Consider the following 18,752-nt stretch of genomic DNA (forward strand, 5'->3'; position numbering starts at 1 on the left):
AAGAAGTTGTGTGCAAACTTCATTCTACCATGTGGGGAAAATCACTATGGATTTTTTCTTAGGTGTCCAACTTCATTTTACAATCAACCAGAAAGTTTTTTTCAATCATGGTTTTGATTGTTCCTCCTTTCGGATCAGGATGCTTTTTCCCTCGGCGTTGATGCCATACAGGTCATCCAAATGGATATGAAATCCATCCTCACGAATGGTTTCCGCCATACCAAGAGCGGCTTTCGCCAATAGAAGCAGCCCCGCCCGGTTTCCCGTTAACTCCAATTCATTTCCGTCGGCATGAGTGGTAAAGGAGAGGTGAGCTTCCGGTTCCACTGGGAGGATGGGCAGTTGTTCATCATTCAGTTGAATGGTCAGCGTTTTAGTTTTCATTGCTTGTATCCTACCTTTTGAAAACTCCTCAATCAAAATCCATCCAGACCAGGTGCTTTCCGCAGTGGAGGCACTGGAACAGATAGCATTGCAGATGCCCGCCATTGACGGATTCCCGGATCATTTCTTTTTGCTCCTCGTCCCACATGGGATCGTCCAGCACGTCCTCCAGCGCGCCCAGGGCCCGCAGTTCTCTGGCGCCCACATAGCCCAAAAAGGCGCAGTAGTCGCCGCAGTGAGCGCGCCAATATTCCTGCTGCCAGCCGGAATAGCCGGGGGTGCGGTGGATGAGCTCGTCCAGCTTTTCCGGATCGTCTACGCCATCATCCACAGAGAAATCGTCCTGAAAACTGCCGTCATATTTCCGGGCCGCCTCGCCGCTGGCGATACACGCCGGGCACAGATATGCAATATCCTCCACGGAAAAGAACGGATTGGTATAGAAAATATGGGTCATCTTGCCGCAGCAGTCGCAGACAACGCCCTCTGCGGACTCCTCAAACGCGCCGGTATCCAGAGGGTCCGGGTGATACCGGAAGGCAGGCAGGCCCAGCTGGGCCCGCCGCTCCTTCTCGTTCTGCGTTTCCTCCGGCGTTTTGGGCTTGGGGAGAGCATAATGATTGCCCCAGTTTTCCGCATAGTCCTTCAGCGTGCCCAGCCGCTTGAGGGTCTTTTTATCGGAACGATTTCCGATTTGGCAGAGCAGTTCATAGGCATCCTTCTTGAAGTCCAGTAGATCATACACATCCACCAGCACTTCCTTGGCCTGCTGATCCTCACTCTGCTCAAGTTCTTCCTTGAAGGTATATAGAGCGCGGACACTGTCCGGATTTCCTTCTGTCTCTCGAAACTGCTTTTGGAGTTCAATATATTGCTTTAAGTATTCGTTCATAGGCACACCCTCCCATCAATTCAGCCAGAGGTTTTTCCATCATGGCGGCTTTACGTTTCATACAAATCTGCATTTCGGTATCTTGGGCCAATAAACACAGAGATACGGATGCCAGCCTGATTCCACTCGCCCGGCAGATAGATTTGGCAAGTAAAATGGTCCTCTGTCTGGCTGTTCGATGCTCTAAAGTCATATCGGCCCAGTTCCTGTTCATTGGCGGAAATCCGCTCCGCCTCATCCAGACCAGTAGTTTTTATAAACGCCTGAAAGCGATGCCAGACCTGCTCCGCTGTGAAGCGGTTTAATGAAACACCAAGGTGGTAAGAAGGCCCGCTTGCGGCCCGTCTTCGTTTTCCAGTAGCGTCTGGCTCGCAAACAAACACCCGCCTTTTCTCCACGCTCCAGCCTGTATTCTTTAAGAGCGGGATGTCATCCGAGAGGAGAGCGGTGAATTCGTTCAGGCGCTGTTCCCACAGGGCGATAGCCGCTTCCAACGAGTGGGGCAAGCAAGATTGATTTGATTTGTTCATAACTGTTCTCCTCCCATGATGCCATCAATCCCACCAGAAATACCAGACGGTGGACTGCCACAGGACATCTGCCAAGGAGCCAATGCTTCCATCCTCATTCTGATCCAGATCTGGGCAGAAGCCATATTGCTCCACAGCCACCTCCATAGCTCTTTCCTTGGAGATCGGAGTTGGAAGTTCAAACTCCAATTCATCGTGGCTCATGGCGGCAGGGATGGCACCATGCTGCTCGAACCAGTATTTCGCCACTGCCATCAGGTCCGGCGTGTCGGGGCACTCATTCCAATTTCCAAAGGGCAGGTAGGTGAAGATCTCCCAGGGCTTCTTTACCGGAATTTTAGCCAGAATGAGCGGATATGTCATTCCGGTATCATCGTTCCAATAGTTTGCGAAGCGGTCGTTGGGTTCTCCGCCCTCCATCTCTCCCAGGACTTCCTCCTCCCAGTCCAGATCATCGTCCTCGGCTTCTTCCTTACGCTGGCCGGTCAATTCCTCCAAAACCGCCTTTCCGTCCTTGACGGGAGCGGAGAGCATCTTCTTCCGATACTCCGTTACCGTTTTGAGGTCAAATTCATAGAAGTCCGCATCATGCTCCGGATCGGCGTTCATTACCAGACACTCCAACAGCGTTTCATCATCCGCCTGGATAAGCACGGGAACAAAGCCCTCCCGTACCCCCAGCCGCTGGGCGTAGCTGTATGCCGACATGATGGGGTCATCATCTGCCATGGATGGGAAATAGGTACACTCGCAGTCCAAATACTCCATGATGGCCTGAGCCACCTCGGAAGGCTCCAGCGTGTCCCCGTCGAAGTCCTGTCCCTGCCAGTTTTCAAAGCGTTCTTCGATCACCTCTGCCATAGCCTGATAGTAGTCCTCGTCAAAGGGGATAAACAGGTAGGCTTCATCCTGGAACTCATCAGAGTGATACCGCTCCGGGCCGAAGAAGCGGAGGGCGTTGTCGTCAACATCGGCAGGATAGTAGGGGCTGTCGCCCTCTCCGTAGTAATAGCCTGCAAAGGCACGGCCTTGCTGATTGAACAGCACAGAGAACAAGCAGCCGTCCAGCTCATCCCGGATAAACTCCCGCAGATCCACACTGGCAGGATCAGCTTTGACCTTTTCTGCTACCTCCCTGTATTCCGTGAGGAATTCTTCGCCCATCAGGTCGTGCTCCATACACCAGCGCAGGTAGATGGCCATGTGGTTATAAGCATTGATGGGGTCAATAGGCAGTTCCTTCTCCTCAATGCTCTCAAGGTGATAGGAAGCGTCGTCCATCTCACCGTCAAAATTATCATTGGAAAGGGTGCCACGGGTGATAGCATTCTGGCGAGTAGGGTTTACGACAAAACTGATCCCCCTCATCTTGTTCAGCAGAGCGTCTACATCATGTTCCAGTTTATAGTCCAACTCGTCCTCATAAAGCGGAATGACCTGATAGAAGTTGACCTCCTCGCCGCCCGGCAGAGTGCAGACCTCGCTGCCATCCTCCGTATCCTGGGGACCGATTAGGGTAGCAGTACACAGTTTGGTGTTGTCTGCAAATGGTTCCCGGTTCTCCACTGTATGACCATGCCCCAACCAGCTGTCACAGTTGATGGGCAGACGGGCCAAGGATTTCAGCAGGCGGATGGGCCAGTACCACTTTTCGTCTTTCATGGACTCCTGATCCAACTTCCAGTCCGCAGGCAGCGCGATAGCCAGCTCCGCCCGCTCCAGCTTGTATTCCGCCAGTTCCTCCGGCACATTCATCCGGTGAGCACCCATACCCATGGTGACCAGGGTGTAATAGTCCCGCTCCTCAGTGGGCGGCACGATGCAGATGTCCACATGGATGTCCGGGGAGACCAACTCGTGGAACACATTCTCGACCTCACCGAAATATTGCTCAATGTGCCCCTCGACGGCCTCCATCTCCTCCTCAGTGTAGACTTCGGGATTACTGAATTCTTCCTCATCCTGCGTGTCATCATTGTCTGAGTGGTCGCAGCTATCATCCTCTGGATCTCCCTTTATAGGCTCGTAACCGATCTTCAGGGTCATCTGTTCCTCTGGCAGAGAGACACCGGGGCTGCGGGTGATGGTGTGCTTATCGTCCGCAGAAAAACCGATGGTCTCGCCGTCTTGCAGCGTCACATCACACGCCAGCACATAGGAGGCAAGGCTTGCCAAAAAGTCCCGTAGTTCCTCCGGCTCAGCGTCGGTGTTCAACACCTCCATTTCCTCCTTGCCAAACACATCCATGCCGTAGGTGTAGCCGTTTAGGCCCCCCTCGCTCCGGTACAGGCCGAACCAAACCCAGTTGAAGATGGGCAGTTCGTCCTTTTTGAGCATATCGGCAAGGCCCTCATAGAAACGAGGCTCAAATACCACGCCGCTGGTGTAGACACCGGTGGCGTATTTCTGCTTGCAGCACACTGCCATCGCCTTGGTGAACAGCTTACCTCGTTCCAGCAGTTTTTCCTCCTCGCCCAACACAGCCACCATGATATGGGCCTTGTGCGCTTTGGCCACTTCTACGGCCTCTGGCCACATATAGTTGTTTTCGGCGTTGATCTCTGCTTCATTGTCCGGGATGTGACCGTGGAATAGTGTCACAATCAGCATCATATTGCCGACCCGCATTACCACAGCGTCATCGCTGTTCTCAACATCTTCGTCGCCCTCATCCGGCTCCTCATCTACGATGCCCCATTCTTCCCGCAGATCTCGGATCAACTGCTCCTTGTCCCACTCTGCTTTGGAGAGGAGCACAGATCCGGCAAAGGAACCCTTATGGTCGGTTTCCTCCTCGTCGTCGTCATCCTCAAGATCCTCTACATCTTCATCCGGATCATAGAGGGATTCATGCTCCAGTCCGCGGATAAATTCCTCAAAGCTATCTGCCAGATGGGTAATTTTATAGTCATTTTCCTGATCCACATGGGCTACCGCAGGCTCTCCCTGGGGACCGCAAGCCCGGTAGTCCAGGAAAATCATATCGTGTCCGGCGCTTGGACAGTCGCAGATGGCCACGCCGATGGCAGGATACTCCCACTCATCGATCATAAACTGGCTGCCCAGCTCTCCGCAGAGGGAGCAGCTCTTTTCTCGTCCGATGCCGAAAATGCCGGTGATGGCCACATGATCATCTGACCAACAGGTAGGCTCATCGCAGGGATAGCAGGTGTTCACCGGAATGCCGCCGTTGTGCTGCTTCATCAGCCAAATGTAGGCGGTGGGCAGCTTGTAGCCCAGTTCCTCCTCCACGCTGGCAATCAGCTCGTCGGAAGGCGGATCGCTGACATATTCTTTCAGTGCATACCAATTATCATCCCAGAAGTTGGTGAGGTCGAAGCCCTCAAATGGAGTATCACCGGGCACGAATTTGGCCTTCTTCTTCCGGCTGCGCTGGCGTTTCCGGATCTCCGCCTTACACTCCCGAATTACCGCCGGGGCATTTTCATCCTCTGGGTCCAGCTCTGCCCACCGTTGGGCGTAGGGGATGGCCTTTTCCTCCTGGCCGTAGAGATACTGATGGCCATAGGCCATCCGCATATTCCACTCTGCCTTGTCCTGGCCTTCCTCCCGGACGGACTCCAGCACCTCAATGGCCCTCAGAAGGGCTTTGTCTCCCTTGGATTTCAAAGTACCTTCGTCATGGTCCCCGATGATGGCGTAGTTCTCCAGTGCACGGGCCAGGGCGTAGGCGGTGCGGTAGTTCCTCCAGTCCTCCGGGATGGCATTCAGTGCCTGGATACAGCGGGTGTACTCGTCTTCGTCGTTCCACTGCTCCAGCTGAGCGAAGAATGCTTCGGCGTTCTGTTGGGTATAAGGAATATAGTCCATGCCCATAAGCGTTTCATCCAACTCGTCATCCTGATTCTCAGTTTCTGTCCCATCATCTTGTTGCTTTAGGGGTACAGAACCGGCTTCACGGCGGAAGGTGTGGAAACTGGCCCAGGGGATGTCCGCCGCCCCCTCAAAGAACTCTTTCGCCATGTTCAGCGCCTCTCGGATGTCCCAGGCGATGAAGTCCACATAGCCACAGTAGAGGCCGGTGGCCCCGCCGGTGAGAGTGAGCACTTCCGATCCTTCATCAGTGGTGAACACTTCTTCCAGCTTGTCCCGGAAGTCGAAGATCTTCTGACTGCCTTCCTCCTCCCGCAGGGTATCCAGGGGATAGCAGAAGAAGCCCGCTACCGCGCCGTCGGCATGGAGATCGTCCATAAAATCATTGTCGGCATTCAGATAGCCGTTGATGAGCGGCACACAGCAAGTGGAGCCCACCATGGTATCCAACCGCCAATCGGCGTCGGGATCTTCATTGGGTTCCATTTTGTAGCCAAGATAGCTCTCCAGATAGGCATTTGGATCAGTGGAGAGCTCCAGGCCCTGCTCCCGCAGTTTGTCGGGCAGCTGGGACAGGAGGAAGGACGGCTCTGCCTTGGGTTCCTCCAGCACATCAAAGCTGTCTATGTATCTCATGTGGGGGATCTCGCCCAGCACTTGGTCGGTGAGGGTGGTGAGCATCCACCAGGCCCGGCCTTCCGCCTCCCGGAGCATAGGCAGCAGCTTTTCGCAGTAGGCGGAGATGGCGAAGCTGTTTTCGCCCTGCTCCTCCAGCCAGATCTGCACGTCCTCCCCGGAGATGTCCCAGCCATCCTCGGTGCGCAGACCGATGTTCTGGAGGGGCTGACGGCCCACAAGGATGTTCCAGTGCTCCAGCACCTCCTTGGGGGCGTGCTTCTGGAAGTAGACCAGCTCAAACAGCTTGACCTTGTCGCCCTCCGGGGTGAGGATCAGCTCGTACTTCTCACCGTTAAAGCCCATCTCGAAGGAAATCTCATCAAAGACCAGATTCAGGGTTTCCTCCATGTGGGCCACGATCTCCGCACCGCGGGTGTGCTCCTTGTCCTCATCCATCATCTGGCGCAATTCTGCTTCCATCTCGGCAAAGGTTTCCCACCAGTCCTCTGTCCGTTCCCGGAAGCACTCTGAAAACTGCGGCAAGGTAATAAGACTCTCACAGGCATCAATGAGCTTTTGGGTATCTTCATCACCAGGAAGTTTCTCCAACGCCTTGCGGAAATAGGGCAATGCCCGGCCCTCCTGATCCAGATAGTAATAGGAATAGCCCATACGGAAGTTCCAACGGTAGTCTTCTGCAAAGTAGTCTGCATGGGGTTTCAGCAAGGAAAGAGCCTTCTGATACAGTTCCCGATCCTCTGGAACAGCTAAGTTGTTATAGGCGCGGGCCAACTCGCTGTCCATCTCAGGGGTACGCTCCTCGGCGGGGATGGCCTCCAGCGCATCAATAATTTTATGTTGTTTGCTCTCCTCATGCCACTTCTGGCACTGCTTCAAAATGTCCATATCTTGTTCCTCATCGGATTGTTCCAAATCCAGTCGATCAATGAGCTGATTCAAGTGTTCCAACCACTCAGGAGCGATCTCACCGCTATCCTCGTTCTTCCAAAGATCCATAATCTCACGGATGCCGTCCTCGTCCGGCACCTCGTTTTTGATGTCGGTGAGCTGCCGCAGCAGGAAGGCAATGGCTTCTTTGGATGCTGTGAAACCGGTGACTTTATCCCATATAGCTTCTTCATGATCGTAGTCCAGCTTGCCGTTATCCTTCCATTGGAAATACAGCTCCGCCAGAGCCATCGCAGTATTGTCAAAGAGGAAGTCGATTTGTGAGAAGTCAGATCCCAGCATGACTTCCTCTTTCATCAGTTCGATCATCTCACCCAGATCCATTACCGGATGCTCCGGTACATATTCATTTTTGAGGATGTCCAGTACATCCAGACCTTCGTCACGCTCTAATGCTTTTATGCCCCATGCTCCCATGTCGGCACCTCTCTTTCTTTATTTCGTATCAAGCTTCTATTGTCAATCATAGTTCTCCAGCCGAATGATAGGCCGATAAAAGTCATAATCTCCGTTTAGTTCATTGTCCTCCTGCACTTCCGGCTTGCAGTGGGGCGAACAGGGCAGGAAACCGAGAAACGGGCCCAGCCCGCCGCAGATATTGCATCCGCCGTCACCGCCGCAGGTGGTAAGTCTATCAGCCTGCACCACTTCCCGCATATAGGGATCGTAGGCGATGGACAGGCCGAAGAAGTTGGGTTCCTCCATATCATAGGGCCGGTTCTCATCCTCCTCCATATCCTCAAACCAGTGCAGACGCATGGAGTAGTCTAACCCATCTCCCCATGGAAACAGGGTCCGACATCCGCCACCACACAGGTAGGCCCACTCGTCCGCCGTGGGCAGCGAAAGGCCCTGTTTTTGCAGCTGGCTCCGAAAGTCCGAATAGTCCATCCGATGGTAGAGGGCGGCCTGCCAGCCGTCCCCATCCCGTTCGAAGCGGGCGTGGCCCACCAGGGTCAGGCTGTCCCGTCCGGTCAGGGCGAATTGCCGAAACTCCTCCAGCCACTCTGGGCGCAGGCGGGGATCGTCCAGCGCCACTGGCTCCCAGCAGAGTTCCTCCAGCTCCCGGCCCACCAGCATAGGGCCAATGGCCGCCTGCCGAACGGGAGCCATGCTTTCCCGAATCATCTCCTCCGGGTTCTGCGGTTCCATTTCCCATTCCCGGAACAGATACTCCAATTCCTCCCGGCTCTCCTGATTCAGTCCCACGGCGAACCGTTCCCAGCCCAGGGTGACGGTGTCGCCGGGGACAAAGACGAACTTCCGGCCATCTTTCTCGAAGATGCCGGTGGTACAGCTCTGGTCCCAGCGGTCAAAAGTATGTAGACCGAGAAAGGTCATATCATAACGGGCAGCCAGGCTTTCCATCAGCGTCTGCTTCTCGGTTGTATCCATTTGATTGAATTGGGGACGGGACAGTTTTTCGTTCATGGCAAGTCCTCCTTCGATTCGTTTTGCATGTTCCAGCAGATAGCTCCGACCATCCTGCTTGGCCCGTTCCAAGTATTGTGGAAGCAGGTCAGAATGGATGGCATCCAGTGAAATCAGAACGGCGATCAGCTGGTATTCCTGAAGTTCAGGAGAGTAACAGTTGCGCTCCCAAAACAGCGGAGCGAACTGTTCCACACAGTCAGGACGCAGAGTGGGCATCGCCAAAAGCGCCCGACGGCTCACATATTCATTGGGGTCCTTTGTGAAATTCAGAATCATATCCCTGACTTTCTGACTACATGAGCATTCCGGCAGATAGGCAGCAAACTGCCACTTGGCCTCATTCTCATTGGAGGCTGCGGCCCTGCGGCAGAGGCACTCAAACCATTGTGGATGGGAAGTGGTCTCCTGTATAAACCCCTCCGCTTCGTTGTCCCTGGCTATCAGATAGACCATCTCATCCAGCAGAACGCTGTCTGCCGTTTCTGCATCCATTTGGGTCAACACATGGCAAAAGGCACGGTAAGTGTCATTCCAGTATGGATAATCGACCTCCCACTCACCACCGATCTCCTCGGCGGTTTTGCCAGGATAAGTGGCTTTCTGCCATTGATGGAACTTGATTGCCTGCTCCAGCAGGTGTTCACGAATGCCCTTTGCCATGTGCTCACCTCACTATTCTGTGCACAGGTTTCCCAGTTCCAATGCCTGTTCCACAAGGTCCAGGAGCAGGCTGGAAAAATTCTCGGCAATCTCCTCCAGATCGGCATAGTCACAGTTATAGCCCCGGACTCTGCCACTCTCCAAGTCAAGAAATACGATACTTCCGTCGCCCAATCCTCCGATTGGAAAAGCGGGACCATGGTCATATTCGCTCATGTAATCCTCATAAGCCTCTTGAAAAATCGGGTAGGCTTCTTCCAATTCTTTCAGTGTGAAGATCCACGGTTCCGCCAAATAGCAGCCGCCGAAGTTCAAAAGTAGCCAGCGGTACTCTGCTGGGATAGGAGTATACCTGCTTTCAAATCGTTTCACAGCATCCTCCGGTTCTGGGCAGGTACCCTTTGTGAAGGGGCTTGCTTTATAAGCAGTTTGAATTTTACTGCGGTTTTTTTCCAAATTCATGTCATGCATTGTATTTCCCTCACAGAGCATTCAGGTTTTCCTGTAAATCGCCCTGCATCAAGTGTTGGGCAATGGCTCGGTTCAGTGCCTTATGGGGGTGATAGGCTGCCTGCTCTACATCGTGGAGGCACTCCTCCATCAATGCCTCCGGCAAAATGCCTTCCTGTTTGCCATAAAGATGGCCGAAGGCATAGCACACAGACTTTAGAAAGTCAAAAATGTAGTCGTGATTTCCGCGCATACTGGGCAGATCATTGAATGAGCCCATACCACCGTATGCCCGAAGATGGTGGGTAACCTCCCGCCGCTGGGTCCAGGCCAGAATGTCCCGCTCCAGCCAGTCGATCCAGTTTTGAAACTCCGGATGATCTGCCAGAAGGATGGAGCGCAGACAGATCAGAGCCTCGGTATAAATATCTATCTGTTTCATCAGATTCCTCCCAACTATTCTCCGAAATGCTCCAGATACAACTCCCGCACGGAATAGGGGCCTACAAGGGTTGTTTCCTGCCGGCCATCCCAGGAATACACATGAATTTTGCCTTCATCCCCAATATATTGCTGATCCTCAAAGGGCGCGGGAAAGGAAAATCTCTCTACCACGCTCCAGTCGATCTTGGGTTTCAGCCCATCAAACTCCTCGCGCTTGAGCCTTTTGAAGTTAAACACCAATGCTGCCCCAATCCCATCGAACAGCAAGTCTGCGTATTCTCTGGGGGTGATGCTCTCGCTTACATTAGCGGCATCAATATTGACATCCAGAACCTTGTTGCCGCAGTTTGTCCAGATTTTATCAGGAGAGAACCAGGTGGCGCGTTCCTCAGCGTCTGCAAAGTCCTCACGGGGATACCATCCGTTTGCGCTGTCCGGCTTGACGCCTTCCCGAAGCGGCCCGTTGTACGGGGAAAGCGGATAATATCGGTGCCGCACCGGATCAAATCGGTGAAACGAAATTTTCAGCAGATACCTATGCTTTTCGCTGCGCATGAGCTTATGGGGCTTCACGATATGTTCTTCGATCAAACTCCAAATGTACTCATCCACACGGATGGATACACGGGGGCGGCCGAATAGTGTGATTTTGTTGGTGTCTGTATCCACATTGATCCAGACGCGATTGATCTCAACCATTGTCATTCCTCGCTTTTCAAAACGCTCCGCTATAAAATCGGCTTTCCCAGATGGCCTCAAATTCCGCTTTCTCTATGACGCAGGCATGGAATTCCTCGCCCCAGACATGGGCGTTCAGTTCCTCCACAGTGGGGACGGGCGTGATTTCAATAGCTCCGTCGTAAAGGTCAGGTATGTTTCGGGTGCGGCCATCCACAAAGATGTCAATGGAGCGGAGGGCCAGCCGCTCATTTTCGGTATCCACTTCATAGAGGATGACCGATGGTTCACCGTCCGGTGCGCCCTCCCAAAAGAGCTTGATGTACTCCATCTCAATACTGCTCCCTCACAACACGGTGAGCAGCCAACAAGTTCTCCAGCTTTTTGGCCAGCGCCTCCACAATGGCGTGGCAGGGGTTTTCATAGCCCACGATCTCCAGCTTTTGCAGTTCGACGCAGTGGAGCGTTCCATAGAAGCCCAGCATAAACTCCGTCAATTCAGCGATCATCTGGTAGCCTTCCATGTTGTCCACATCCGTCTGACCTTCTTTTGCGGTCATCAGCCCAATGATCCCCACCGCCACGGTGAAAGCGCCACAGCAGGACTGCTCAGTCTGCATCCCAAGTCCCATGACGGAGAACATTTTCCGTGTCTCCTCGGACAAATTCAGATGGTAATATTCATTGCAGGCCATGAACATAGCCTCGGCGCAGGTCAGTTCCGTGCCGATGTGGTAGTGGTTGACCAGTTCATAGAGTTTCATTGTTGCCATACTGTACTCCAATCGCAAAGCATTTCATTCTGTGTCACCCGGCGCAGCTCGTCCCGCACCTCCATCAGCGCAAAGCCCAGCAGGTTTTGTCCCCGCCACTTCATGGGGTCCTGGGCCTCCGGGGAGCAGGCCGCGAGGCGGATTCCCCAGATGTTGTCATAGGGGCTGGCCTCCACCAGCACGCTGTCCCCGGTGGAGAGGAGAAACTCCCGCAGTTCGCGGTTCTGGCTGAATTTGTGCCAGTTGCCAAGCAGCACAATGGCGTACTTGAACTTGTCCCATACCTTCTGCTCAAAGCCCCGCACCTTGCGGCCCAGGGCCTTGATCTGCTTTTGGTCGCTGCATTTCAAAATCTGGTCCCGGATCTCTTTGTCGCCGAACAGCTCGGCCTTGGCAGCCATCATATACTGCTCCATGCAGAGGTAGGCGTCAGCCATCGTATAGAAGTCCTCAATCCACCACTGGCTGAGGCAGCTTTTTGTCAGCTGGCCGTCCTGGGCAGGCTGATGGCCCCAGAACAGGCACAGCTCTCGCGTTCTCCCCGCAGCAAATTCCTGCTGGAGCCACTGGCGGGTGTACTTTGGCTGGCCTTCCGGCTGCCACGCATCCACCAAGAAGTCACCATGCTCCAGCACCTCGCTGCTGTCCTCGTCATCCCACCAGCCCTTCCAGGTCACTGGTTCAGGAAAGAGGGCGCGGTATTCCGTCCGCTCCTCCGGGGAAAGAGTGTCCAGCCAATCGCCAAATCGGTCTATGTAATCCTCCCCATAGCCCATGCGCCAGCCAATGGAGTATCGCTCGATCTCCCGGTGGGCCAGCCAAGGGGGAGGCATGATTTTCTTATCTTGTAGTGTCATAGGGGTTGTCCTTTCTACCGTAATTCTTCTTTCACATCCAGCGGAGCGCCGTCCAGGGATGTGATCTGTGCCAGCTCTGCTTCCGTCAGATTTTTCAGGAAAATGCAGTATTCGTCCGGGTGGCCTCCCACAAATTCCATTTTAGGCATCCCGATCTGCTCCGGGTCGGTGATCCACAGGCAAGGCTCTCCCGTCGCCCAAAACCGCGTCAGGGTAAGAATTTGGCCATTGTAAATTACTTTCTGCTCCATCCTCATCCCTCCTGTAGCTTCTTCAGCAGCTTCACGATCCGCTCCCGGTTCTTTGCTGTTTTCATGAATGTGGGGAGATGATCGGCCTGGGTCTTTTTCTGGCTTCCCGATGGCTTTTCTCGCAAATCGGCGCTGAGATAGTCGATCAGATAGGCAAGGTGCTCCCGGTTGAGGGCCCAGACCGGCTTACCCTGGAATGAGGTCAAAAACCACAGTTCCAGGCCGAACCAGGGGTCCTTTCCGCCCTGAATCTCCGCACCATAGGAGAAAGCCTCCGCCGTCTTATGTACCTCGCCCGGCATGGTTGTTCCGCAATAGGGGCAGGCCACATGGAGGACGGAAAAATGCTGCCTTGCCTCATCTTCAATATCCACCCGATAGTACCTGCCGCAGTTTTTGCACTGGTTATGGACATCATAGCGGTAGATCGTCCGGTCGCGTGTCTCCTGATGGCCGCAGCTCAAGCAGCGGAAATAGGCGTCATCCTCATCCGCTGTCACCACACCCGCGCCATGGCACTTGGGGCATTTTACCTGGATGCCAGTGGTGAAGGCGCTGTAGGCACTGTGGGTGAAATAGGGTTCATCAACAATTCGGCTCATGTGCCCACACGCTCCTTTCGATTCAAGGCTCGGCGGACAGCGTTTTTTTCATGTCCGTCAGGTCTTTTTCATCTAAACCGTATGCCTGCTCAATCAGATTCGCATACCGATCTGCATACTGTGAGAACTCTGCTTCACAGTGCAAATCATACAGCAGCAGGCAGCCGTTGTGGAATATAACAGGATCAGGTTCCGCCTTTTCGCCCTCGACAGCTGCCAGACGAAGCACCTCATCGGCAATGGTAAGTCGCTCTGACGGGTCTTTGATTTTAGACAATGCCATTCTCGCATAAGCGGCAATCTCATCTTGTTCCTGTAGGGCAATCGCTGTCAGTTCTTTCAGAACTAAGAGAAGGGCTTTTTCGTCCCACATCTCTGTGCTGCGCAGAAGATCTACTACCAGCATTCTTCTGTGAATATCCCGATTTTCCCAAGAGTCCAGCTCCAGCAGCAAATCCTTTTGCTTTTTTTGATCTGGTTCATGGGCCCAATCAAACAGCTTTGCCCGAAAAATCTGATAGGCCGACATCATTTCCATCCATGCCGAGCTATGATCCTTGCTGAACTCTATCATGCTACTCGTTCTCCTCAAAAATCACGAAGCTCATCAAACTTCTCAATCAGGGCATCTTTCTGGAGCGCATCACCCGGCAGGGCATCCAGGATACCCCGCAGGGCCATGTAGATTTCATCCCGTTCCTCGGTTTCGATAAAGCCCATCTTGTTGAAGGTCTGGGTATAGGCTGTCACCGCATCCAGCGCCTGGGACTGGGCGTCCTCGCCCGGTTCAGCGGCCAGCTTCATCAACTGGGAACGGGTCTTGCGGTATTGATTGGCTGCCTTTTTCGCAGCAGAAGCAGGGATATGCTCCGCACCGTCCCAGCCTCGGAAGGGATTGTCCAGGTTTTGTGCCAGCCACTCCGGTTTCCGGGGCTTGGTGATCCGCAGATCCATTCCCGGCTTGCTTTTCCAGAGCTGCTTTGCCGCTTTTGCTGCCGTCTCCGGCAGGCTGGTCATCCAGAACCAGCGAAGCTCCGGCATCTGCTCCGGGGTGGGGATGTCAGCTGCGCCGAAGCCGAACAGGTCGAAGGTGGAGAGGTTCGTCAGTTCCCGAAACCCTTCCACAGCGGAGAAGTTCCCCAGGTTTCCCGGCGCGCCCCAGAGCCGCAGCTCCTTCAGATGGGGATGGACAGCAGCCAGCCTGGTCAGATCAAAGTCCTTCAGCTCGATGCCATGCAGCCCCCGTAGGTTCGGCAGTTCCGTGTGCGGGCGGTATTCCCCGATAAATTGGAGGTTCAAACCGCTGCCATCTTCGGGGGCATGGATTGCACAGGCGTCCGGCCCCTTGTTCTGGAACAGGAGCTGCTCCGTTCCCTCACACAGCCACAGCTCCTCCAGCCCGGTCATGTCCAGCATCAGCTTTCTGATGCTGGTGCCCCGCAGATCAAGTGTCCTCTGACTGTGGTTCAGCAAAGTCACTTCATCAACAAAGGGGGTTTCCCGCAAAAACTCCAGCAGATCCGGGTGCCACCGCTGGCAGATGAGGTCGGAGAGGCAGGGCAGTGCCTTTAGTTCCAGCGCCGAATCGAATGGTGCATACTGGTCCATCACCCGATGGTTGTTGACCTTCAGCTGGATACCGCCGATCTCCGTTTGCTCGTCGCTCTCCATGGCCTCCTTGAAGGTCCTTCGCCGTTCCTCCGGGATAGCCTGCCATCGGATCTGGAGGTACACATCATAGCCGTCGTTCCAGCCGCCGTAGGAGTGGCAGGGCTGGTCGGTGAAGGGCGGAAGTGCACCCACCAGCGTGTACTGGGGTGGGATCTCCACCGGCACCCGCAGCAGATGAAGGTCACGAGACCAGTACATAAAGTCCTTATAGAGCGGGCGGAGATGGGGCAGTTCCTCCGCAGTCAGAGGGGCGTCGCCCACCCAATCCAGAGAGAGGACTACCGCCCAGGGTTCCTTGCTCACTGTGTCCGGCGGCGCGATATAGACCACCTGGCAGGCGGTGTAGCGTTTCAGGTATTGGTTGTAGACCGTATAGACCTCTCCGGCATTGGCTTTCATGGCGCCACGCTCCTTTCATCCATTCTTCTCCAGATAAAATCCCCACACGCAGTTGGAAAACTCTCCGGCGGCAAAGCGGTGGATCTGCCCGTCAATCTCCACCTGCCAGACTTCGAAGGTATGGTCCTGGTGATAGATCGGGTCTTGGACTTTTACTCGCTTGCCGGTGGTTTGCCAGTCGTAGTCAAAGATGTTCACACCGAACAATTTGCATTGACCGTCTGGGCCAAAAGTTTCATATTCCCAAGCCATGTGATGCCTCACAATCCCGTGCGCTGCCAGCCGTCCAGCCGCTCCTGAACCCCGTCGATCCTCCAGCCCTCGCCCACACGCTTCATGAGAAAGCATCGGTCAAAGCCGGTATTTTTCTCCCTGGTGTAGATGTAGAGCTTGTTCCGGGTGATCTGCTCCGCGTCCAGAAACTGCTCTCCCTTGTAGGTGCCCTGGGCGCTGTATGAGAGGCCCAGGGGCCGGTAGCCCGAACGGGGCTTTTCGCTCACATACTTTTCCCAAATCGCCAGCAGGCGGGGCGCTGCCTCGGCATCCTCAAATCCGGCTTGCTCCATGTACTGCTCCCATTGCGTCATCTCGGCAAAGAAAGAGGACAGCACCCTGCGGCATTCCTCCGCCGCCTGTTCGTCCAGCTTGGTGGGCTTTTTGGCCTTTTCCCGCTGCATCTGGGAGAAGTGTTCCATCTGCTCCTTGGTAAATTGCACATGGGCCACCGGCTCGATGCGGTTGTTGCTGGCGATGGCCAGCAGGCCCTCATAGGTAACGGCGGTATGGTCGATCTGGATGTGGGAGAGCTTGGGAATGGAGGTCGCCTGGAGAAGACCGGCATCATCCAGTCCGGTGCGGTTGAGCGTCAAAAGGTCCAGCTTGCAGCCTTGCAAGGCGGACAGGCCGCTACCATGGATGGCGGCGTTGCCGTCCAGCAGCAGATAGCGCAACTTGAGCATAGTGGAAAAGATGGGAAAACAGGCATCGGTGAGCGCACCGTCCTCCACTCCGAAGTTGGCCATGCTTTTATGCCCAGCAAAGGGGGCAAGCAGTTCATCGGTCACCGGATAGCCTTTCACATGAAAGCCCACCAGGGTGTAAGCGGCCAGCTGCTCCATGATCTCTGCGGTCAGCTCCGGGATTTCAAATTGCTTTTCACCGTCTAAGGTCAGGACACCACTCTCCCAGTTCACTGTCCGCGCCCGTTTCGGCCATTCCATCGCTGTTTCCCTCCTTACGCCTGCTCCTTGTAGCTGGCTTCAATGTCAATGAAACGCACATACACGGCGCAGATTTCACCTTTTGCGTCATAGCCGAAGTAGACGGGATAGTAGCCGTCCCCCCAGCCGGAGGAGAAGATGGGAAGGTTGCAGTCCGTGTCCGGCACTGTCCAGTTGAGCCAGTCTCCGTCGCTTCCCTGATATTTGGGGTAGGCTTTGGCGTTTTCCTCCATCAAGTCGCAGAACAGGTCGTTGTAGGGGTCAATGTCCGGGTCCTCCTCCAGCCGCTTGGCCCAGTATGCCTTAAAGGCCGCCTGGGTCTGGATGTCTGTAATACACCCCATCCCGGCATCCACGCCGAAACCGAAGTAGTCGTCATCTCCCAGCGCCGCGTCCAGATTCTCGTTGCCCACCATGCCCAGCTCATAGCGGACAGGCTTTTCCCGGCTGATCTCCACCTTGACGCAGGCGTAGCGGTCACCATATTTTTCACTGGGCACCACACAGATCTTCACGGGATAAGTCCCGGCGGGGATCGTCTGGATAAAGGGCAGCGTGTCCTCCAGCTCCACCAGCGGATCGCAGGCGAAAATCGTCCCGGTGGGGAAATGGACAGCGCCGATGTCCAGCACATCCACGCCCATATTCCCAATCACTTTCTCACTGAAATGAGCGTCCAGGTCCGTTTTGCAGGCCAGTTTGTCCTTAATGGATTCATATTTGTTCAGCCATTCTGTTGTCGGCATACTCGTTTCCTCCTGTTGATTTGGTTTCTTGATGTACTCGCTCTTTGAGCCATCTCAATAGCAGTTCACACACCGGCCATCCTGAAAATGATGGTCACAATTCGGGTAGCCATAGAGAATATGGGCACATTCCGGGCACAGCCCCATCATCTGTGAGGAGCCTTTGAAAAACAGGCTGCCGCACTCATCACAGACGGCCAGTTCTTTTTCTGCCACAGGGCTCACCAGTCCCGTTCCCGGATGGCCTCCTCGGTATCAATGGGAATGTTGAACCACGCCAGAATGTAGGCCACATTTTCTGCAATGCATTCCCGTGCCACGGTTTCGATCTCGCTGTCGTTGTCGTCAAATTCCTCCTGGAGATCATTGATGCCGCAGACCGCTTCGTCCAGCGTCTCCTGCACTACTTCAATGTCGGTTTCGCCGCTCTCCAGCAGGTCGATGACCTTCTGAAGTTCGTCTTTTACCTTGTCCACCAGAAAGGCAGGATAGTAATCGTCCTGATACATCTCGTCCAGCAGTTTATAATTTTTGTCAAATTCTTTCATAGGGATTGCTCCTTTCTCATTCAAACATCAAACCGTATGATTCGGTCAAACTTCCATCATCCTCATGGAAAATACACCGGTACAGAGGCTCACGCTGTGTTGCTTTGCGGAATCGCTCCAGAACCGGAGCCAGCGGTTCACCGGTAGGGATGCCAAGCGCATCAGCTACCCGCCGCCAGCTGTCCACATCCATATCTTCCAAGTTGCAGTTGCGTTGTCTCTGCCCATACTCCTCCAATGTCTTGGAATCCACATACTGCTTTGTGTCACAGCAGTCGTGCCAGCAGATACAGCTCACGATCAGGGAAAAGAGCTCGTCCATGCTCTCAACCAGACGGCCCGCTTCACCTTCGCTGCTGTAATAGCCGATGGAGCCATCTTCCAACAGATGGTATTCTCCGCCGGAGCCATCTCTGGCAAACGCCATACCGGGCAGAGAGAAGGTGCATCGGCCTTCCGCCTCATCCCTCGGGGACAACTCATCCAGCAGGAAGAAGTCAAACAGCGAATCAAATTCCTCTGCCAAATCAGGGTTTTCATGTAATATCTTCAAATAGTCCATAGTCGTTTTCCTCCGTTTACGGTTCTTGGGTCATTTTGCACAGCTGTTCCAGCCACAGCGTTTCTTCCATTATCTCATCATTTTGGTAAAAATGGTCTTTGTCGCGGGCCAGATGATCGACAAGTAGAGCCGCGTCCACAGGAGTGCAGACTGTGAAACTGTCCCGATCCGCCCCCTTGATCTCCCGGTTGAGGTAGTACACCCGCCTGGCATCGCGGGAATACCAGTGC

22 protein-coding genes are annotated in these 18,752 nt (G+C 54.3%); all 22 read right to left on the minus strand.

The features are described from left to right. Positions 1-105 precede the first annotated feature (105 nt). On the minus strand, positions 106-384 hold the full coding sequence (locus OCV64_RS06570) for an Imm32 family immunity protein (RefSeq protein ID WP_040342499.1): 279 nt from the start codon (positions 382-384) through the stop codon (positions 106-108). A 28-nt stretch (positions 385-412) separates the two neighbouring features. Then, positions 413-1,276, minus strand: coding sequence for a CbrC family protein (locus OCV64_RS06575; RefSeq protein WP_006874689.1), 864 nt, complete (start codon positions 1,274-1,276; stop codon positions 413-415). 50 nt (positions 1,277-1,326) lie between these two features. After that, complete coding sequence (locus OCV64_RS06580) at positions 1,327-1,806, minus strand: hypothetical protein (RefSeq protein WP_006874688.1); 480 nt, start codon at positions 1,804-1,806, stop codon at positions 1,327-1,329. 24 nt (positions 1,807-1,830) lie between these two features. After that, the gene (locus OCV64_RS06585) at positions 1,831-7,644 is read right to left on the minus strand and encodes a suppressor of fused domain protein (protein ID WP_262669617.1); all 5,814 of its coding nucleotides are present in this window, start codon (positions 7,642-7,644) and stop codon (positions 1,831-1,833) included. A gap of 42 nt (positions 7,645-7,686) precedes the next feature. After that, entirely contained in the window at positions 7,687-8,658 is a 972-nt protein-coding gene (locus OCV64_RS16170) for a hypothetical protein (RefSeq protein ID WP_394803825.1), read from the minus strand. Positions 8,659-9,333: 675 nt separating this feature from the next. Continuing rightward, the gene (locus OCV64_RS06595; protein ID WP_394803819.1) at positions 9,334-9,693 is read right to left on the minus strand and encodes an SMI1/KNR4 family protein; all 360 of its coding nucleotides are present in this window, start codon (positions 9,691-9,693) and stop codon (positions 9,334-9,336) included. 109 nt (positions 9,694-9,802) lie between these two features. After that, complete coding sequence (locus OCV64_RS06600) at positions 9,803-10,213, minus strand: DUF6966 domain-containing protein (RefSeq protein WP_262669620.1); 411 nt, start codon at positions 10,211-10,213, stop codon at positions 9,803-9,805. 14 nt (positions 10,214-10,227) lie between these two features. Continuing rightward, a complete protein-coding gene (locus OCV64_RS06605) occupies positions 10,228-10,914 on the minus strand; it encodes a hypothetical protein (RefSeq protein ID WP_262669621.1) in 687 nt (228 codons plus the stop codon). 16 nt (positions 10,915-10,930) lie between these two features. After that, the gene (locus OCV64_RS06610) at positions 10,931-11,224 is read right to left on the minus strand and encodes a DUF6881 domain-containing protein (protein ID WP_262669622.1); all 294 of its coding nucleotides are present in this window, start codon (positions 11,222-11,224) and stop codon (positions 10,931-10,933) included. A 1-nt stretch (position 11,225) separates the two neighbouring features. Continuing rightward, positions 11,226-11,666: a C-GCAxxG-C-C family protein gene (locus OCV64_RS06615; protein ID WP_262669623.1), complete on the minus strand. Its 441-nt coding sequence runs from the start codon at positions 11,664-11,666 to the stop codon at positions 11,226-11,228. Next, positions 11,654-12,523: an NADAR family protein gene (locus tag OCV64_RS06620; RefSeq protein ID WP_262669624.1), complete on the minus strand. Its 870-nt coding sequence runs from the start codon at positions 12,521-12,523 to the stop codon at positions 11,654-11,656. Before OCV64_RS06620 ends, OCV64_RS06615 begins: the two co-directional genes overlap by 13 nt. 14 nt (positions 12,524-12,537) lie before the next feature. After that, entirely contained in the window at positions 12,538-12,774 is a 237-nt protein-coding gene (locus tag OCV64_RS06625; protein WP_262669625.1) for a hypothetical protein, read from the minus strand. Positions 12,775-12,776: 2 nt separating this feature from the next. Then, the gene (locus OCV64_RS06630; RefSeq protein WP_006874679.1) at positions 12,777-13,376 is read right to left on the minus strand and encodes a hypothetical protein; all 600 of its coding nucleotides are present in this window, start codon (positions 13,374-13,376) and stop codon (positions 12,777-12,779) included. A 22-nt stretch (positions 13,377-13,398) separates the two neighbouring features. Beyond that, positions 13,399-13,950, minus strand: coding sequence for a hypothetical protein (locus OCV64_RS06635; RefSeq protein WP_006874678.1), 552 nt, complete (start codon positions 13,948-13,950; stop codon positions 13,399-13,401). Between the two features lie 14 nt (positions 13,951-13,964). Then, positions 13,965-15,446: a hypothetical protein gene (locus OCV64_RS06640; RefSeq protein ID WP_262669626.1), complete on the minus strand. Its 1,482-nt coding sequence runs from the start codon at positions 15,444-15,446 to the stop codon at positions 13,965-13,967. 15 nt (positions 15,447-15,461) lie between these two features. After that, positions 15,462-15,698 carry a hypothetical protein gene (locus OCV64_RS06645; protein ID WP_118606423.1) on the minus strand — a complete coding sequence of 79 codons (237 nt, stop codon included), beginning with the start codon at positions 15,696-15,698 and terminating at the stop codon, positions 15,462-15,464. Between the two features lie 8 nt (positions 15,699-15,706). After that, positions 15,707-16,666, minus strand: coding sequence for an NTF2 fold immunity protein (locus OCV64_RS06650; RefSeq protein WP_262669627.1), 960 nt, complete (start codon positions 16,664-16,666; stop codon positions 15,707-15,709). A gap of 14 nt (positions 16,667-16,680) precedes the next feature. After that, positions 16,681-17,412 carry a DUF4241 domain-containing protein gene (locus tag OCV64_RS06655; protein WP_455429792.1) on the minus strand — a complete coding sequence of 244 codons (732 nt, stop codon included), beginning with the start codon at positions 17,410-17,412 and terminating at the stop codon, positions 16,681-16,683. A 54-nt stretch (positions 17,413-17,466) separates the two neighbouring features. Continuing rightward, positions 17,467-17,628 (minus strand): hypothetical protein, encoded by a 162-nt coding sequence (locus OCV64_RS06660; RefSeq protein WP_262669628.1) that lies wholly within the window; start codon positions 17,626-17,628, stop codon positions 17,467-17,469. Positions 17,629-17,633: 5 nt separating this feature from the next. Further along, on the minus strand, positions 17,634-17,960 hold the full coding sequence (locus OCV64_RS06665) for a DUF5713 family protein (protein ID WP_262669629.1): 327 nt from the start codon (positions 17,958-17,960) through the stop codon (positions 17,634-17,636). Between the two features lie 16 nt (positions 17,961-17,976). Beyond that, the gene (locus tag OCV64_RS06670) at positions 17,977-18,522 is read right to left on the minus strand and encodes a hypothetical protein (protein ID WP_006874672.1); all 546 of its coding nucleotides are present in this window, start codon (positions 18,520-18,522) and stop codon (positions 17,977-17,979) included. 16 nt (positions 18,523-18,538) lie between these two features. Continuing rightward, the coding region (locus OCV64_RS06675) for a DKNYY domain-containing protein (protein WP_262669630.1) at positions 18,539-18,752 on the minus strand (214 nt) is incomplete at its 5' end.

The sequence above is a fragment of the Muriventricola aceti genome (assembly GCF_025567565.1).
Lineage (GTDB): Bacteria > Bacillota > Clostridia > Oscillospirales > Oscillospiraceae > Lawsonibacter > Lawsonibacter aceti.

Bases quoted from the DNA above. Each gene is read 5' to 3' on its own strand.
- OCV64_RS06670 (WP_006874672.1), bottom strand. From the start codon at position 18,522: ATGGACTATTTGAAGATATTACATGAAAACCCTGATTTGGCAGAGGAA.
- OCV64_RS06640 (WP_262669626.1), bottom strand. From the start codon at position 15,446: ATGAAAGCCAATGCCGGAGAGGTCTATACGGTCTACAACCAATACCTG.
- OCV64_RS06625 (WP_262669625.1), bottom strand. From the start codon at position 12,774: ATGGAGCAGAAAGTAATTTACAATGGCCAAATTCTTACCCTGACGCGG.
- OCV64_RS06575 (WP_006874689.1), bottom strand. From the start codon at position 1,276: ATGAACGAATACTTAAAGCAATATATTGAACTCCAAAAGCAGTTTCGA.
- OCV64_RS06585 (WP_262669617.1), bottom strand. From the start codon at position 7,644: ATGGGAGCATGGGGCATAAAAGCATTAGAGCGTGACGAAGGTCTGGAT.
- OCV64_RS16170 (WP_394803825.1), bottom strand. From the start codon at position 8,658: ATGAACGAAAAACTGTCCCGTCCCCAATTCAATCAAATGGATACAACC.
- OCV64_RS06610 (WP_262669622.1), bottom strand. From the start codon at position 11,224: ATGGAGTACATCAAGCTCTTTTGGGAGGGCGCACCGGACGGTGAACCA.
- OCV64_RS06655 (WP_455429792.1), bottom strand. From the start codon at position 17,412: ATGCCGACAACAGAATGGCTGAACAAATATGAATCCATTAAGGACAAA.
- OCV64_RS06570 (WP_040342499.1), bottom strand. From the start codon at position 384: ATGAAAACTAAAACGCTGACCATTCAACTGAATGATGAACAACTGCCC.
- OCV64_RS06665 (WP_262669629.1), bottom strand. From the start codon at position 17,960: ATGAAAGAATTTGACAAAAATTATAAACTGCTGGACGAGATGTATCAG.
- OCV64_RS06650 (WP_262669627.1), bottom strand. From the start codon at position 16,666: ATGGAATGGCCGAAACGGGCGCGGACAGTGAACTGGGAGAGTGGTGTC.
- OCV64_RS06635 (WP_006874678.1), bottom strand. From the start codon at position 13,950: ATGATAGAGTTCAGCAAGGATCATAGCTCGGCATGGATGGAAATGATG.
- OCV64_RS06630 (WP_006874679.1), bottom strand. From the start codon at position 13,376: ATGAGCCGAATTGTTGATGAACCCTATTTCACCCACAGTGCCTACAGC.
- OCV64_RS06580 (WP_006874688.1), bottom strand. From the start codon at position 1,806: ATGAACAAATCAAATCAATCTTGCTTGCCCCACTCGTTGGAAGCGGCT.
- OCV64_RS06645 (WP_118606423.1), bottom strand. From the start codon at position 15,698: ATGGCTTGGGAATATGAAACTTTTGGCCCAGACGGTCAATGCAAATTG.
- OCV64_RS06620 (WP_262669624.1), bottom strand. From the start codon at position 12,523: ATGACACTACAAGATAAGAAAATCATGCCTCCCCCTTGGCTGGCCCAC.
- OCV64_RS06615 (WP_262669623.1), bottom strand. From the start codon at position 11,666: ATGGCAACAATGAAACTCTATGAACTGGTCAACCACTACCACATCGGC.
- OCV64_RS06600 (WP_262669620.1), bottom strand. From the start codon at position 10,213: ATGAAACAGATAGATATTTATACCGAGGCTCTGATCTGTCTGCGCTCC.
- OCV64_RS06605 (WP_262669621.1), bottom strand. From the start codon at position 10,914: ATGGTTGAGATCAATCGCGTCTGGATCAATGTGGATACAGACACCAAC.